Origin of the sequence: Helicobacter cetorum (assembly GCF_900198405.1) — a bacterium.
In the GTDB taxonomy this organism is placed as follows: Bacteria; Campylobacterota; Campylobacteria; order Campylobacterales; family Helicobacteraceae; genus Helicobacter; species Helicobacter cetorum_C.
In genome coordinates this window covers 26,527-42,799 of sequence record NZ_FZMR01000006.1, presented here as the reverse complement: position 1 = coordinate 42,799, position 16,273 = coordinate 26,527, and the positions used below count along the sequence as shown (strand labels likewise).

15 protein-coding genes and 1 other RNA gene are annotated in these 16,273 nt (G+C 34.0%); 10 read left to right on the top strand and 6 right to left on the bottom strand.

Annotated elements, in window-relative coordinates:
- Positions 1–21 precede the first annotated feature (21 nt).
- The 5 genes from C6H25_RS02425 to lolA form a co-directional block, all read right to left on the bottom strand.
- Entirely contained in the window at positions 22–219 is a 198-nt protein-coding gene (locus tag C6H25_RS02425; RefSeq protein ID WP_104747889.1) for a hypothetical protein, read from the bottom strand.
- On the bottom strand, positions 216–545 hold the full coding sequence (locus C6H25_RS02420) for a hypothetical protein (RefSeq protein WP_104747888.1): 330 nt from the start codon (positions 543–545) through the stop codon (positions 216–218). Before C6H25_RS02420 ends, C6H25_RS02425 begins: the two co-directional genes overlap by 4 nt.
- A gap of 55 nt (positions 546–600) precedes the next feature.
- The gene (locus tag C6H25_RS02415; RefSeq protein ID WP_104747887.1) at positions 601–1,119 is read right to left on the bottom strand and encodes a hypothetical protein; all 519 of its coding nucleotides are present in this window, start codon (positions 1,117–1,119) and stop codon (positions 601–603) included.
- 58 nt (positions 1,120–1,177) lie between these two features.
- Positions 1,178–1,559, bottom strand: a transfer-messenger RNA (tmRNA) gene (gene ssrA / locus C6H25_RS02410).
- A gap of 63 nt (positions 1,560–1,622) precedes the next feature.
- Positions 1,623–2,183, bottom strand: a complete 561-nt coding sequence (lolA, locus tag C6H25_RS02405) for a LolA-like outer membrane lipoprotein chaperone (RefSeq protein ID WP_104747886.1) — start codon at positions 2,181–2,183, stop codon at positions 1,623–1,625.
- 138 nt (positions 2,184–2,321) lie between these two features.
- On the opposite strand from lolA, the gene secA reads away from it, so the two are divergent.
- From secA to C6H25_RS02390, 3 genes are all read left to right on the top strand, one after another.
- Positions 2,322–4,919 (top strand): preprotein translocase subunit SecA, encoded by a 2,598-nt coding sequence (secA, locus tag C6H25_RS02400; RefSeq protein WP_104747885.1) that lies wholly within the window; start codon positions 2,322–2,324, stop codon positions 4,917–4,919.
- Positions 4,909–6,141: an ABC transporter permease gene (locus tag C6H25_RS02395; protein WP_104747884.1), complete on the top strand. Its 1,233-nt coding sequence runs from the start codon at positions 4,909–4,911 to the stop codon at positions 6,139–6,141. The genes secA and C6H25_RS02395 overlap by 11 nt, the downstream gene beginning before the upstream one ends.
- Positions 6,142–6,354: 213 nt before the next feature.
- Entirely contained in the window at positions 6,355–6,603 is a 249-nt protein-coding gene (locus C6H25_RS02390; protein ID WP_104747883.1) for an RNA recognition motif domain-containing protein, read from the top strand.
- A gap of 60 nt (positions 6,604–6,663) precedes the next feature.
- On the opposite strand, the gene fliP is transcribed toward C6H25_RS02390, so the two are convergent.
- The gene (fliP, locus tag C6H25_RS02385) at positions 6,664–7,428 is read right to left on the bottom strand and encodes a flagellar type III secretion system pore protein FliP (protein WP_418904538.1); all 765 of its coding nucleotides are present in this window, start codon (positions 7,426–7,428) and stop codon (positions 6,664–6,666) included.
- A gap of 74 nt (positions 7,429–7,502) precedes the next feature.
- On the opposite strand from fliP, the gene glmU reads away from it, so the two are divergent.
- From glmU to C6H25_RS02345, 7 genes are all read left to right on the top strand, one after another.
- Positions 7,503–8,816 (top strand): bifunctional UDP-N-acetylglucosamine diphosphorylase/glucosamine-1-phosphate N-acetyltransferase GlmU, encoded by a 1,314-nt coding sequence (gene glmU / locus C6H25_RS02375; protein WP_104747881.1) that lies wholly within the window; start codon positions 7,503–7,505, stop codon positions 8,814–8,816.
- Positions 8,817–8,949: 133 nt separating this feature from the next.
- On the top strand, positions 8,950–11,316 hold the full coding sequence (locus C6H25_RS02370) for a ribonucleoside-diphosphate reductase subunit alpha (protein ID WP_104747880.1): 2,367 nt from the start codon (positions 8,950–8,952) through the stop codon (positions 11,314–11,316).
- Complete coding sequence (gene wecB, locus C6H25_RS02365; RefSeq protein ID WP_104747879.1) at positions 11,307–12,401, top strand: non-hydrolyzing UDP-N-acetylglucosamine 2-epimerase; 1,095 nt, start codon at positions 11,307–11,309, stop codon at positions 12,399–12,401. The genes C6H25_RS02370 and wecB overlap by 10 nt, the downstream gene beginning before the upstream one ends.
- Positions 12,386–13,336, top strand: a complete 951-nt coding sequence (locus tag C6H25_RS02360; RefSeq protein WP_104747878.1) for a Gfo/Idh/MocA family protein — start codon at positions 12,386–12,388, stop codon at positions 13,334–13,336. Before wecB ends, C6H25_RS02360 begins: the two co-directional genes overlap by 16 nt.
- Positions 13,336–13,914: an acyltransferase gene (locus tag C6H25_RS02355; protein ID WP_104747877.1), complete on the top strand. Its 579-nt coding sequence runs from the start codon at positions 13,336–13,338 to the stop codon at positions 13,912–13,914. The genes C6H25_RS02360 and C6H25_RS02355 overlap by 1 nt, the downstream gene beginning before the upstream one ends.
- Positions 13,911–15,002: a DegT/DnrJ/EryC1/StrS family aminotransferase gene (locus C6H25_RS02350; protein ID WP_233707305.1), complete on the top strand. Its 1,092-nt coding sequence runs from the start codon at positions 13,911–13,913 to the stop codon at positions 15,000–15,002. Before C6H25_RS02355 ends, C6H25_RS02350 begins: the two co-directional genes overlap by 4 nt.
- Positions 14,999–16,258 carry a nucleotide sugar dehydrogenase gene (locus C6H25_RS02345; RefSeq protein WP_104747876.1) on the top strand — a complete coding sequence of 420 codons (1,260 nt, stop codon included), beginning with the start codon at positions 14,999–15,001 and terminating at the stop codon, positions 16,256–16,258. The genes C6H25_RS02350 and C6H25_RS02345 overlap by 4 nt, the downstream gene beginning before the upstream one ends.
- Positions 16,259–16,273 lie beyond the last annotated feature (15 nt).

The window sequence follows — 16,273 nt, the reverse complement described above, 5'->3', positions numbered from 1 at the left end:
GTAAAAATAATTGATTTTCATCTATAAAAACAATCTAGGATACATAAAAGATAGCCATGCACTATGACTATTGGCTCCCCTATTGGACCATTCTAGCACCCTATTAGCCTCTTTTTCTTCTATGCCTAGCTTTAATAAACTTTCTAAATCCCACGCTCTAGTGTCATTATAAACAAAATCTTTGTTATTTGTATTATAAGGGGGATCAATGTAAATCATTTGATTTTTTCGCTATAAGCCCTTTTTAAATGCCTTAAAACTTCTAAATTATCGCCCTTAATAAGAATATTTTGACTTTCTTTATTTTCATCTAAAAAATTATGCTTATTATCAGCGCAAATAATCGTGCTAGGCTTTAAATCCTTTAATTTACTAGCAACATTTTTACCGCTAAAATTCAAGCCATAGCTTTCATCGCTTATGGCTATTTCATTACTATCACAAAAACTCTTTAATTTTTCTACATTTAAAACATTATCTTTATCAAAGATTTCTCCAAAAAGCTCTTTTAAAGTTTCTAGGCGTTGTTTAGCGTTTTCTTGCATGCGTTTTCCTTAAAATCATTTAAAAATCATCAAAATATCATGTAAAACATCTCTTTTAATTGGGTTTTTGAGAATCTAGCCATTTTTCTTGATAGCTGATAGATTTTCTTAAAGATTCTTCTAGCTGAGAAAGCACTTCTTTTAAAGGCTTGATGTCAATATCAGCTTGTTTATAAGAATCTAGCTGTTTGTCAATTTGAGTAGCAATCTCTAACGCACTTGATGGGTCTATGGGACTTCCTAAAGCTTTTTTAATGGTCTCTCCAATCTCAATGACTTCAGGGCTTTCATGGTCTTGTAGATTAGGGTTATTCTTTTTATCTTTGGGCTTAGGCTCTAAAGATAGGCGCAAATGCTTGATTTTTTCATGTAAAGCGTTAAGCTCCTCAAGCTGTTTTGCATTTTGCCCTCTATCAACCGCCTTTTCTAAAAGCTTATCGCTCAAACTTACCAATTTATCGCTCAATTTAACGCTGTTTGCCTCTGCCTCAGAAAGCTCATCTACATCTATGGCTATTAAAGAGCTGACAAAAAAAGAGAGTAATAAAGCAAAAGAAGAGAGAATTTTATGCATCTGTATTCCTTAAAAGTATGTTTGTGAAAATATGCTATGAAACTTTATCATTTTTAAATGGTGGAGCTGTGGGGAATCGAACCCCAGTCCAAAAATCTTGTCCTAAACACAAATTTCTACATGCTTAGAAAGCTGATTGATTTTTAACCTTAAAGTTAGCTTTGGCTCAACTTTCTAAAACCTTAAGCTAATTCAAGGGTTCTTTAATCTTAGTTTAAAAGGCGAACCACCTTTTAAAAGCATCTAGTTAGGGTTATGGAGTGATTAAAACACTAGAAATTCTAATCAGTCCAGCTCCAAATGGAGGTTAACTTACGCAACTTTAGCGTAAGCTGGAGCGTAATTTGTATTGTTTACAGTTATTTTTGTTGCTGTTTTACAAGTAGCACTTGGCATGCCATCTATGCAACAAGAATCTTGTCGAAATCCAAGTCAGCCCCACTAATACAAATTACATAAAAACCTCGTTATTCTAACTAATTTTTTCTAATAAAGAGTTTAAATCACTGACGCACTATATCAATATTTTTATCTTTAGGGTTAAACACAAAGACTTCATTAGAAATTTTAGGATTAATTTCTACTTGAGAAAAAGTGATAGTTACCAAATTATTCATTTCATCTTTAAATTCCAAAAGAGCGGGCTTACTATCCTTAAAAACCAAACGATAAGTAGTCTTATTAATAGTCGTTTTAAATGAGCCGTCGGCTTGTTTTTTTAATTGCTTAAGAATAGTGAAAAAATCGGTCTTATCTTGCAGTTTAGTGATAGTTGCTTGAAATAAGTTAGGCTCATAAATAACCACTTCTTTAGCGTTCATATAAATTTCTTTTTTTAAAGGCTTATTATAAATCCATAAAGCTAGATTAGGAGCTTTAGCCTTTAAAGCCCCATAATAAACTAAGGGGCGTTCATTTTTTAAAACTTGCTTAAAATTCGCGCTAAAACTCTCTAAACTTTCTAAAACCTTTTCTTCTTTTGAAATGTTTAAAGAGGGGTTAGCATAAATAAAAGAATTGCCAAAGCTTAAAACAAGCAAGATTTTTAAAAAAAATGTTCTCATGCAAATAAAACCTTTAAAAATTTATGTTTTTAGCCAATAAAATAAGTCATTTTACAAGACTTTTATTATAAGCATGATAAAATCTTAGCAAAAACTGACGCTTTTATGATTGTAAGAGCGCTAATCTTAAGGATTGTTGTGCTAAAAAAATTAATTGGAAAAGTCATTGGAACTAAAAATGATAGGTGGGTAAAAAAATACAAAAAAAAAGTCCTAGCTATCAACGAATTAGAGCCTACTTATGAAAAGATGAATGATGTTGAACTTCAAGAGGCTTTTGAAGAGTTAAAAAAGCGTGTGCAATCTGTAGAAAAAGATTTGCAAGAAAAAACCCTTTTAGAAGTATTACCTGAAAGTTTTGCTATCACTAGAGAGGCGAGTAAAAGAATTTTAAATATGCGTCATTTTGATGTGCAACTCATTGGAGGCATGGTTTTAAATGATGGCAAAATCGCTGAAATGAAAACTGGCGAAGGCAAGACTCTAGTAGCCACTCTAGCAGTAGCTTTAAACGCTCTTAAAGGTGAAAGCGTGCATGTAGTAACTGTGAATGATTACCTAGCTCATAGAGACTCTAAAGAAATGGAGCCTTTATATAATTTCTTAGGCTATAGTGTAGGCACAATTACTGCTGATGTGCGAGATGATGACGAACGCTTAGATATTTATTCTAAAGACATTGTTTATGGCACTAATAACGAATTTGGCTTTGACTATCTAAGAGATAATATGAAGTATTCTTTAGAACATAAAGTGCAAAAATCTCATGCGTTTGCCATTGTTGATGAGGTGGATTCTATTTTAATTGATGAGGCAAGAACCCCTTTAATCATCTCAGGGCCTGTGGATAAACGCATGGAGAATTATAACAAGGCTGATGAAGTCGCTAAAAACATGCAAGCTGAAGTTGATTTCACCATAGATGAAAAAAATCGCACGATTATGATTACTGAAGAAGGCATCAAAAAAGCTGAAAATCTCTTTGAAGTGGATAATTTATACAAGATTGAAAACGCCGCCTTATCGCACCATTTAGACCAAGCCTTAAAAGCGAATTATCTCTTTTTTATAGATAAAGATTACATTGTAGCCAATAATGAAGTGGTGATTGTAGATGAATTTACAGGGCGTTTAAGTGAAGGAAGACGATTTAGTGAAGGCTTACACCAAGCTTTAGAAGCTAAAGAAGGCGTGAGCATTAAAGAAGAGAGTCAAACCCTAGCAGATATAACTTTCCAAAATTATTTTAGAATGTATTCTAAGCTTGCTGGCATGACAGGCACCGCTCAAACAGAAGCTACAGAATTTTTAGAAATCTACAATTTAGAAGTGGTGTCTATTCCTACAAACCTAGTGATTAAACGCAAAGATTTGAATGATTTAATCTATAAGAGTGAGAAAGAAAAATTTGATGCAGTGATTCTTAAGATTAAAGAATTACACGCTAAGGGTCAGCCGGTATTAGTTGGCACAGCAAGCATTGAAAAGAGTGAAACCTTACATGCCCTACTTAAAAAAGAGCGAATCCCACATACCGTTTTAAACGCTAAACAGCACACCAAAGAGGCTGAAATCATCAAAGACGCTGGGCTTAAGGGGGCGGTTACTATTGCGACTAATATGGCAGGAAGGGGAGTTGATATTAAACTCACTGATGAGATTAAAGAACTTGGCGGATTGTATATCATTGGCACCGAAAGGCATGAGAGCAGAAGAATTGACAATCAATTAAGGGGACGAAGTGGAAGACAAGGAGACCCGGGAGTTAGTCAATTCTATTTGAGTTTAGAAGATAATTTGTTACGCATTTTTGGAAGCGATAGGATTAAGGGGGTTATGGAAAAATTAGGGCTAAAAGATGGCGAACATATTGAATCAAAGCTTGTAACAAGAGCGGTAGAAAACGCACAAAAAAAGGTTGAAAATTTGCATTTTGAAAGCCGAAAGCATTTGTTAGAATACGATGATGTAGCCAATGAACAACGCAAAAGCGTGTATAAATTTAGAGATGAATTGCTTGATGTTAATTATGATATTAGAGCCAAAATTGCCGAAAACAGAGAATACGCACTCAATCAAATCTTTTCTAAAATCAAAGCCTTTGATAATCAAAATTTATCTAAAGATGAACTTTTAGGGCTTAAAAATATTTTAAAAGAAGATTTTAATGCCGAAATTGAATTGCAAGATTTAGAACAAGCTAGCAATATTGAAAGCTTTGTTGCTGAAAAACTAAAGAGCGATTATGAAAATAAAATGAAATCAATAGATAGCGAACAACGAAGTAGGATTGAACGCATTGTGTATCTACAGATTTTAGATAACGCATGGCGAGAACATCTCTATACTATGGATAATCTCAAAACCGGCATTAATTTAAGGGGCTATAACCAAAAAGACCCCCTTGTAGAATACAAAAAAGAGAGTTACAATCTATTCTTAGAACTCATTGAAAACATTAAAATGGAGGCGATTAAAACCTTTTCTAAGATTCAATTTGAAAATGAAGAAGATTCTAATAATGCAGAGCGTTATTTAGACCATTTTAGTGAAGAAAGAGAACAAGAACAAATAGCTTATCAACACCAAGAAAGTATTGATGAAGATTTGGTTGTGCCTATAAAAACTTTTGCTAAAACCCCCTCAAGAAATGATTTATGCACTTGTGGTAGTGGACAAAAATACAAGCATTGTTGCGGTAAAAGCGGGCCCAAAAAGGGTATATTTGCTAAATAAATCCTTGATTTTTTTTCTTATCAAGCGTTATTTGCGTTTTGATAAAAGCCAGCCTTTTATTAGTATAACCGCTTTATTAGCTTTCTTTGGAGTAGCTATTGGAGTTATGGTTTTAATTGTAGCTATGGCGATTATGAATGGCATGAGCAAGGAATTTGAAAAAAAGCTCTTTGTGATGAACTACCCCTTAACGCTTTATGCAACAAGCTCTTATGGCATTAGCGAAGAAGTGGTTCAAAAATTAGAAAAAGAGTTTCCTAACTTGCTCTTTAGCCCCTATTTACACACACAAGCTCTTGCTAGAAATAAAAGTGCAATGAATGGTGGTGTGGTTTTTGGGGTCAATTTTTCTAAAGAAAAACGCATTAATGAAGTTTTAAATGACGCCTTAAAAGATGTTGATGAAAAGGATTTATTAAAAAATCCTTTTAGTTTGATTGTAGGAAAAAGCTTAAAATACAGCTTAAATTTAAACCTTAATCAAAAGGCTGATTTATTTTTTACCGAACTAGAACCCACAGGTTTAACACTTTCACCGATTATGAAACGCTTTATTATAAAGGGTAATTTTGATTCGGGACTAAAATCTTATGATATGACTTACATGTATACTAGCCTTGAGGCTATCAGTGCTATTAGGCACTTACCTTTGGGGCTTTATGATGGGGTGCATATCTATTCTAAAACGCCTATGAAAGATATAGAATTATTGCGTAAAACCTTAAATTCTATCAATCATCATGGTATAGGTATTGAGGGCTGGTGGCAACAAAATGGGAATTTTTTTTCTGCTATGGAGCTAGAAAAAAGAGCGTTATTCATTGTGCTAATGCTAATTATTTTAATGGCATCTTTAAATATTATTAGCTCGCTTTTAATGGTGGTAATGAATAGACGAAAAGAAATCGCCCTCCTTTTTAGTATGGGAAGTAGCAAACAAGAAATCCAAAAAACCTTTTTTTATTTAGGCAATATTATCGGTTTAGGTGGTGTTATTTTTGGAGTAGTTTTAGCATTTTTAGGTATGTATATTTTAAGCACATTCCCTATCATCTCACTGCCTGCTGATGTCTATGGCATTAATACCTTGCCTTTAGATTTATCTTTAATAGATTTTATGCTTACTTTAATAGGCTCTGTAATAATCGTAGCATTTTCTTCTTATTATCCAGCCAAAAAGGCCTCTAGTATTGACCCCTTAAGCGTGCTAAGAAACGAATGAATTTGCATTTTTTTAATAATTATAATAAAAATATAAATTTATAAAAGCTTTTTAATTCGTTTTATATTGTTTTAGAAATCTTTAAGCTACTATCAAGTAGAATTTTTCATGCTCTTATAGTATTATTGTGTTAGGGTTTTAGAATTTGTTATTTTTCTATCATCTTATCATATTTTTCTATGAGTAGTCATTTTTGTCTAGTGGAGAATTTCATTGAAAAATATTTATGTAGGAAATTTGGTTTATAGTGCGACCAATGAAGAGGTTAAAGAGCTTTTTAGTAAGTTTGGTGAAGTGTTTAGCGTTAAACTCATTCATGACAGAGAGACTAAAAGACCTAAAGGTTTTGGCTTTGTTGAAATGCATGTTGAGGGTGCTAATCAAGCCATTAGTGAGTTAGATAACACAGATTTTATGGGGCGCACCATTAGAGTAACTGAGGCTAATCCTAGAAAATCTTAACCAATAAATCCTAAAGAGTGTGTTTGCTTTAGGATTGTTTTTATTCTTTAAACCTTATTTTCAAATCGCTTTAAAACTTGCCACTAAATTTTCTGTCAATAAATTAAACCCATCTACTAAAATAAACACTAAGATTTTAAAAGGTAGAGAAATCATTACGGGTGGGAGCATCATCATACCCATTGCCATTAAAATAGAGCTTATAACCATATCAATCACCAAAAAAGGTAAGTAGAGTAAAAAACCAATCTGAAACGCCGTTTTTAATTCGCTTATCATAAACGCTGGGATTAAAACACTCAAGCTCACATCATTAGGGGTTTTAGGATTAGGCAAGTTTCTAATCCTAAAAAAAAGGGCTAAATCCTTTTCTCGTGTGTTTTTAAGCATAAATTCTTTGAAGGGCAAAGCACTTTTTTCAAACGCTTCAGTATAAGAAATCTTTTTATCCATGTAAGGTTTAATGCCATTTTCGTAAGCCTTTTTCAAGCTAGGTTCCATGATAAAAAAAGTTAATATTAAAGAGAGTGAGACTAGAATTTGAGTGGGCGGGGTTTGTTGCGTGCCTAGAGCGGTTCTTAAAAAAGAAAATACAACAATCAAACGAGTGAAACTTGTCATCACTAAAATCAGTGATGGAGCTAAAACTAAGAGCGTGAGTAAGGCGACTACATTAAGCGTGGTTACAAGTTGCTTAGGCTCTGTGGGGGCGTTCAAAGAGAGATTGACACTAGGCAAGGTGCTATCTGCACTCATTAAAGGATAAATGATAGCAAGTATCAAAAGAATGATTTTTAAAAACCGCAAAATTCTAGCCTTAAACATTTGATTAAAACTTAGATTATAAGATAATGCATGTTAAAATTCCCTAAAATAACCCCCTAAATTTAAGGATTTCAATGCTTTCTGTAATCATATTAGCCGCTGGCAAAGGCACTCGCATGCATTCTAGCTTGCCCAAGACTTTACACACCATTTGTGGAGAGCCTATGTTGTTTCATATTTTAGAAGTGGCTTTTTCAATTAGTGATGATGTCCATCTCATCTTACACCATCAACAAGAGCGTATTAAAGAAGCGGTAATCAAGCGTTTTGATAAGGTCATTTTTCACACTCAAATGGTAGAAAAGTATTCTGGAACGGGTGGGGCTATCATGCTAGAAGATAAAACACCTATTCTTACTCAATATGAAAAAATTTTAATTTTGAATGCGGACATGCCCTTAATCACTAAAAACGCTCTAGCCCCCCTATTAGAAAGCAACAATAACGCCATAGGCATGCTAAATTTAGCTAATCCTAAGGGTTATGGACGCATTGTCTTAGAAAGTAATCAAGTTAAAAAGATTATAGAAGAAAAGGACGCCAATATTAAAGAAAAAGAAATTCAAAGCGTGAATGCTGGAGTGTATTTGTTTGAAAGAAAGTTTTTAGAAAAATATTTGCCTAAGCTAACTAATCAAAACGCTCAATCAGAATACTATCTCACGGATTTAATTGCACTAGGCACAAATGAAAAAAATAGAGGAATTGAAAAAATCAATGCCATTTTATTAGAAGAAGAGTATTTTTTGGGAGTAAATTGCCAAGTAGAGAGAGCTAGGGCTGAAGAGATTATGCTAGAGAGATTGAGAAAAAATGCTATGGATTTAGGGGTAGTGATGCAATTACCTAGCACGATTTACTTAGAAAAAGGCGTTAACTTTAAAGGCGCATGTATCTTAGAACATGGGGTGCGCATTAGTGGGATTTGTCAAATAGAAAACGCTCACATTAAAGCTTATAGCGTTATAGAAGATAGTGAAATTATTAATAGTAGTATAGGACCCTTTGCTCATGTGCGTCCTAAATCTGTTTTAAAAGAAAGTGTAATAGGAAATTTCGTAGAAACCAAAAACGCTCATTTTCAAGGCGTTAAGGCTTCTCATTTGAGTTATTTAGGAGATTGTGAGATAGGAAAAAACACCAATGTTGGAGCTGGCGTGATTACTTGTAATTATGATGGCAAGAATAAGCATAAAACCATTATTGGTGAAAATGTCTTTATAGGGAGCGATAGCCAGCTTGTTGCCCCTATCAATATCGGCTCTAATGTCTTAATAGGTAGCGGCACAACAGCAACTAAAGATATTCCTAGTGGTTCATTGAGTCTTTCACGCACCACTCAAACTAACTTTGAAAATGGTTATTTTAAGTTTTTTAAAAAGTCTTAAGGAATTATTTTTCCTTAATTTTTAATTTTTATTGATAGTAAAAATTTTCTTTTGAATGCTTTTACCACTATTTAAGCACCTTACTATTATAATGCCAAACTTAAAAAGTAACGATTTGATTTAAGGATAAGCTTTGATTACGGTAGTTAAACGCAATGGGCGTATTGAACCCTTAGATATTACAAAAATTCAAAAATATACTAAAGACGCCACAGACAATTTAGAAGGGGTTAGCCAAAGTGAGCTAGAAGTAGATGCAAGGTTGCAATTTAGAGATAAGATTACTACCGAAGAAATCCAGCAAACCTTAATTAAAACCGCTGTAGATAAGATAGATATTGACACGCCTAATTGGAGCTTTGTCGCTTCAAGGCTTTTTTTATACGATTTGTATCATAAGGTGAGCGGATTTACTGGCTATAGGCATTTAAAAGAGTATTTTGAAAACGCTGAAGAAAAAAATCGCATTCTTAAAGGTTTTAAAGAAAAATTTGATTTGGAATTTTTGAATAGTCAAATCAAGCCTGAAAGGGATTTTCAATTCAATTATTTGGGTATTAAGACTTTGTATGACCGCTATTTATTAAAAGATACAGACAATTACCCCATTGAATTACCCCAGCACATGTTTATGAGTATTGCAATGTTTTTAGCTCAAAACGAAGAAGAGCCTAATAAAATTGCCTTAGAGTTTTATGAAGTTTTAAGCAAATTTGAAGCGATGTGTGCGACCCCCACTCTAGCAAACGCTCGCACTACAAAGCACCAACTAAGCTCATGCTATATTGGTAGCACGCCTGATAATATTGAAGGGATTTTTGATAGCTATAAAGAAATGGCGTTATTATCCAAATATGGTGGGGGCATTGGCTGGGATTTTTCTTTAGTGCGTTCTATTGGAAGTTATATTGATGGGCATAAAAATGCGAGTGCTGGCACGATTCCTTTTTTAAAAATCGCTAATGATGTGGCTATTGCAGTAGACCAGCTAGGCACACGAAAGGGTGCGATTGCGGTGTATTTAGAAATTTGGCACATTGATGTGATGGAGTTTATTGACTTAAGAAAAAATAGTGGCGATGAGAGAAGAAGAGCCCATGATTTATTTCCAGCCCTTTGGGTGTGCGATTTGTTTATGAAAAGGGTTTTAGAAGATAGTATGTGGACTTTGTTTGACCCTTATGAGTGCAATGACTTAGCCGAACTTTATGGAGAAGAGTTTGAAAAACGCTATTTAGAGTATGAAAAAAACCCTTCAATCATTAAGGAATACATTAACGCTAAAGATTTATGGAAAAAAATCTTAATGAATTATTTTGAAGCAGGCTTACCTTTCTTAGCTTTTAAGGACAATGCAAATAGGTGTAATCCAAACGCTCATGCAGGTATCATTCGCTCGTCTAATCTCTGCACTGAGATTTTTCAAAATACCGCACCAAACCACTACTACATGCAAGTAGAATACACTGATGGCACCATAGAGTTTTTTGAAGAAAAAGAATTGGTTACTACAGATAGCCATATCACTAAAACGGCTAACAAGCTCACTAGCACAGACACCCTTAAAGGCAAGCAAATCTATATCGCTACTAAGGTTGCAAAAGATGGACAAACCGCTGTGTGTAATCTAGCGAGTATCAATTTAAGCAAGATTAACACTGAAGAAGATATTAAAAGAGTCGTGCCGATTATGGTAAGGCTATTAGATAATGTGATTGATTTGAACTTCTATCCTAACCGCAAAGTCAAAGCCACAAATTTACAAAATAGAGCGATAGGACTAGGGGTTATGGGTGAAGCCCAGATGCTTGCGGAAAATAAAATCGCTTGGGGTTCTAAAGAGCATTTAGAAAAAATTGATTGTTTAATGGAGCAAATCAGCTACTATGCGATTGATACAAGTGCGAATTTGGCTAAAGAAAAGGGGGTTTATAAGGATTTTGAAAATTCAGAGTGGAGTAAGGGTATTTTTCCGATTGATAAAGCGAATAAAGAAGCCTTAAAGCTTACAGAAAAAGGGCTTTTTAACTATACTTGTGATTGGCAAGGTTTAAGAGAAAAGGTCAAAACAAATGGCATGCGTAATGGCTATTTAATGGCGATTGCTCCCACTAGCTCTATTTCAATTTTAGTAGGCACCACCCAAACCATTGAACCCATTTATAAGAAAAAATGGTTTGAAGAAAATTTGAGCGGACTAATTCCTGTAGTTGTGCCTAATTTGAGTTTAGAAACTTGGAATTTTTACACTTCTGCTTATGATATTGATGCCAAAGATTTAATCAAAGTTGCAGCGGTGCGTCAAAAGTGGATTGACCAAGGGCAAAGCACTAATGTTTTCTTACGCATAGAAAATGCAAGCGGCAAAACTTTGCATGAAATCTATACGCTCGCTTGGAAACTAGGACTAAAATCCACCTATTATTTACGCTCTGAAAGCCCCACTTTAGATGAAAAAAGTGTCTTAGACCGCTCCATTGAGTGTCATAATTGTCAATAATACAAATCGCTACAATTGTGGGTGCAAGACCCCAATTGATTAAAGCGTGTGCTTTGAATCGTTTTTTTAAATCATCAAAAGATTTTAAAGAAGATTTAATCCATACTAACCAACATTATGATAAAGAATTAAGCACTATCTTTTTTGAAGAATTAAATTTAAAACCAACCATTATTTTAAAACGCCCTACTCAAAAACTTAAACGGCTTCATAGCATTGCTTTTATGTTTAAAGAATTAATTTCTATCCTTAAACAAAAAAAATATGATTATGTTTTAGTTTATGGTGATACTAATTCTACTTTAGCTGCTGCATTAGCAGCTAAATTTTTAAACATTAAATTGGTGCATATAGAAGCGGGTTTGCGTTCATTTGATTTTAGTATGCCAGAAGAGAGAAATCGCATCGCTACAGATAAAATGAGCACTTTATTATTCGCTCCTACTCAAGCGGCTATGTGCAATCTTAAAAATGAAAATTTTGAAAAAAGCCGTTATTTTTTAAGCCATGATATTATGATAGATAATGCTATTTATTTTAAAGATAAGACTAAAAAACCTCTTTTACTCCCTAAAAAACCCTATGCTTTTGTTACTATCCATCGCCAAAACAATACTGATAATATCAACTTTCTTTTAGAAATTTTAAACGCTTTAGAAGAAATAGCAAATTCTTTTATGAGCGTGTTTTTACCTTTACACCCTCGCACTAAACTCGCTTTAAAAAAAGCTAACTACTCTTTTAAGACTTCAAAAATTATTTTTAATAAACCTTTGAGTTATTTAGAAACCTTGCATGCCTTAAAACACGCTCACATCGTTTTAACTGATAGTGGTGGTTTGCAAAAAGAGGCGTATTTTTTCAATAAATTGTGCCTTGTCTTAAGAGACACAAGCGAATATGTAGAATTAATTGAAAAAAAATATGCAAAATTAGTGGGGCACTCTAAAGAAAAGATTATCCAATCTTTTGCTAACATGCAAGAAGACAAACGCTTAATATTTGAACCGTATTTTTATGGGAATGGAAAAAGCGCTGAAAAAATAGCAAATTTATTAAAGGAGTTTGCATGCTCTTTGCAATGATTGGTTCTGGGGGTTATGTCGCTCCCAAGCATTTAGAGGCGATTAAAGAAAATGGTCATATTTTGGATTGTTCATTTGATTTACATGATAGTGTGGGGGTATTAGATAGTTATTTTCCTGAATCAGAGTTTTTTACAAGTCTTGAAGAATTAGAAAGTTATTTAGAAAGATCTCAAAATGCTGGCAAGGAGATTAGCTATCTTAGTGTCTGCACCCCTAATCACACGCATTTTGATTATATTCGTTTTGGCTTACAGCATGGTTTGAATGTTATTTGTGAAAAGCCTCTAGTTTTAGACCCTAGCGAAATTGATGATTTAAGGGATTTAGAGAAAAAATATCAAAGAAGGGTTTTTAGTATTTTGCAATTACGCTTGCATCCAAGCGTTATTGTGCTTAAAGAAAAAATTTCGCAAGAATTAGAAAAAAATCCTAACAAAGTCTTTGACATCACTCTCACTTATATGACTGTGCGAGGAAAATGGTATTTTTCTTCATGGAAAGCAGATATAGATAGAAGTGGAGGCTTAGCCACTAATATTGGGATTCATATTTTTGATGTGCTTTTATATTTATTTGGTGGTGTTGTAGATAATGTTTTAGATATAGAACAGCCTGATTGTGTTGGGGGGTTACTTACTTTAGAGCATGCTAAGATTAAATGGTTTTTATCTATCAATCCAGAGCATATGGGAGTGGCAAATCAAAAAGTATATCGCAACATGGTTATGGAGGGAGAAGAAATTGATTTAACAAGAGGCTTTAGCGATTTGCATACCAAAAGCTATAGGCAAATCCTTACTGAAGGAGGATATGGCTTAGATGATGTAGCACCCTCTATCCAACTAGCCTATGATATTCGTAACCTTTCTGTTAGCAAACCTCATGAAGATTGCCATCCTCTATGCGTTAAATGTAATTGCTCGAGCGATTAATGAGTGTTTTTATCCATTCAAGTAGCTTTATAGATGAGGGGGCAATCGTTTTAGAAGGGAGTAAAATTTGGCATTTTTGTCATATTCTTACTAATACCCGCATTGGAAAAAATTGCACCATAGGACAAAACTGCATGCTTGGACCTGATGTTAGCATAGGCAATAATTGTAAAATTCAAAATAATGTGAGTGTGTATAGTGGCGTAACTTGTGAAGATGATGTTTTTATTGGGCCTTCAGTGGTTTTTACCAATGTCAAACGCCCTAGAAGTTTTATCAATCAAAAGCATTGTTTTTCAAAAACCCTTTTAAAAGAGGGTTGCACCATTGGGGCTAATGCGACTATCGTTTGTGGGATAAGTATTGGCAGATATGCTTTTGTAGGTGCTGGAAGCGTGGTAAATAAAGATGTGTTAGATTTTGAAATGGTTGTAGGCGTGCCAGCTCAATTTGCTGGTTGGGTGAGTAAAAATGGGAATATGCTTATATTTGACGCACAAAATATCGCCAAAGATAAAAGCGATAATTCAACCTATCATCTCAATAATGGTATCGTAAAGGAAATCACAAACTTTTGATAGAATTTAGCGGACTAAAGCGTGAATACGCACAATTAAGCGCCAAAATCACACCAAAAATACAATCCATGTGCGAAAAAGCACAATTTATTATGGGTGAAGAAGTGGCTTTATTAGAAAAAAATTTAGGTGCTTTTTCATCTAGTAAGCATGCTATCACTTGTTCAAGTGGGACTTCAGCGCTTTTATTAGCCTTTATGGCATTAGGGCTTAAAGAAAATGATGAGGTCATTACGAGCGCGTTTAGCTTTATTTCTGTGGTTGAAATGCTTAGGCTTTTAAAAATTAAGCCCATTTTAGTGGATATTGACCCTAAAACTTTTCATATGGATATTAATTTAGTTCAAAAAGCTATCACACCAAGAACTAAAGCGATTGTGCCTGTGAGCTTGTTTGGTCTAGCGCTTGATTATGACCCCCTTTTAGATATTGCTAAAAAACACCACCTCATTTTAATAGAAGATGCGGCTCAAAGCTTTGGAGCAACTTATAAAAATCAAATGAGTGTTTCATTGCCCCTACTAGCTACCACAAGTTTTTTTCCATCTAAACCATTAGGGTGCTATGGCGATGGAGGGGCGATTTTTTGCCAAGATGAAGAATTAGCTAACAAACTCAAATTCTTAAGGGTGCATGGGCAAACCAAACGCTATGAGCATGAATATTTAGGGCTTGGGGCAAGACTAGATGCCTTACAAGCTGGAATTTTAAATATCAAACTAGAGTATTATAAAGAGACTTTAAAAAAGCGTGAAAAAGTGGCCAAGCTCTATACACAATATCTTAAAAATAGCCCCTTTGAATTACCTAGCCCTTTAGAAAATCGCTCGCATATTTATGCGCAATATTCACTTTTAAGCTCTAAAAGAGAACAAGTTCTAAAAGCCTTAGAAAAAGCGCAAATTCCCTATGCTATCCACTATCCTAAAGGTTTGTATTTACAAAAATCTCTAAAAGATTTAGACTACAATTTACAAGATTTTCCAAACACTCATTTTGTAAGTGAGCGTATTTTTAGTGTGCCTATGCACCCTTATTTGAAAGAAGAAGAAATACTAAGCATTACTAAGGTTTTAAAAAGTATATGAAAGACTTAAAAGAATGCCAAATTGCTGTGATTGGCTTAGGATATGTTGGCTTGCCTTTAATTTTAGCCTTAGGGGAGCATTTTAAATGCGTGGGGTTTGATATTTCCAAAAAGCGCATAGAGGAATTACAAAATGCAAAAGATAGCAACAATGAAATGCAAATGCAAGATTTTAGGCAAAGCATTCATTGTTCTTTCACTGACAAAGAGAGTGATTTAAAAAGCACTGATATTTTTATCATTGCTGTGCCAACCCCTATTGATGAGGCTAAAAAGCCAGATATTTCTATGCTCTTAAAAGCCTCAAATCTTGTAGGGAGGCATTTAAAAAAGGGTAATATTGTGATTTATGAATCCACTACCTACCCTACTTGCACCGAAACAAAATGTGTCAAAGAATTAGAAAAAGCAAGCAAACTCATTTATAACAAAGACTTTTTTGTAGGTTATTCGCCTGAGCGCATCAATGTAGGCGATAAAGAACACACTCTAAAAAACACCATTAAAATCACTTCAGCAAGCACCAAAGAAAGCGCTATTTTAGTCAATAAACTTTATAGCACTATCACTCAAACTTATCTTGCCCCTAGTATTGTAGTGGCTGAAAGCGCTAAAGCGATAGAAAACGCTCAAAGGGATTTAAACATCGCTTTTTTAAATGAAATCGCTTGCTTGCTAGATAAATTAGAAGTGGATATTTATGAAGTGCTTAAGGCATGCCAAACCAAATGGAATTTTTTACCTTTTACACCCGGACTTGTGGGAGGGCATTGCATTGGTATAGACCCCTACTATCTCACACATATTGCAAAAATCTATCAAAGCCCTTTGCAACTATTAGAAAAAGCTAGAGAAATCAATGAAAATACACCTAAATTTGTAGCACACAAATGCGCTAAATTACTTGCTAAAAATAATATAGCAATTTTTAAAGCACGCATTTTAATTTTAGGAGCAAGTTTTAAAGAAAATTGCAATGACATACGCAACACTCCTATCACTAAACTTAAACATGAATTAGAACAACTAGGCGCTTGCGTGAGCGTGTATGACCCTTTAGTAAAAACAAATGCGTTTGAACTTTTAGATAAATTACCAACGACCCCAACTTATGAGGGCGTTATTGTTGCTATTAAACATGAAGTTTTTAAAACATTAAACATTTTAGATTTACTTTTAGAAAATGGGATTCTGTATGATTTAAAGGATTTTATTTCTAAAAACCACACTATAAACAAAAATTACTTTACTTTTTGAACAAATATCATTTTA

Bases quoted from the DNA above. Each gene is read 5' to 3' on its own strand.
- glmU (WP_104747881.1), top strand. From the start codon at position 7,503: ATGCTTTCTGTAATCATATTAGCCGCTGGCAAAGGCACTCGCATGCAT.
- C6H25_RS02360 (WP_104747878.1), top strand. From the start codon at position 12,386: ATGCTCTTTGCAATGATTGGTTCTGGGGGTTATGTCGCTCCCAAGCAT.
- lolA (WP_104747886.1), bottom strand. From the start codon at position 2,183: ATGAGAACATTTTTTTTAAAAATCTTGCTTGTTTTAAGCTTTGGCAAT.
- C6H25_RS02345 (WP_104747876.1), top strand. From the start codon at position 14,999: ATGAAAGACTTAAAAGAATGCCAAATTGCTGTGATTGGCTTAGGATAT.
- C6H25_RS02355 (WP_104747877.1), top strand. From the start codon at position 13,336: ATGAGTGTTTTTATCCATTCAAGTAGCTTTATAGATGAGGGGGCAATC.
- C6H25_RS02415 (WP_104747887.1), bottom strand. From the start codon at position 1,119: ATGCATAAAATTCTCTCTTCTTTTGCTTTATTACTCTCTTTTTTTGTC.
- fliP (WP_418904538.1), bottom strand. From the start codon at position 7,428: ATGTTTAAGGCTAGAATTTTGCGGTTTTTAAAAATCATTCTTTTGATA.
- C6H25_RS02420 (WP_104747888.1), bottom strand. From the start codon at position 545: ATGCAAGAAAACGCTAAACAACGCCTAGAAACTTTAAAAGAGCTTTTT.
- C6H25_RS02425 (WP_104747889.1), bottom strand. From the start codon at position 219: ATGATTTACATTGATCCCCCTTATAATACAAATAACAAAGATTTTGTT.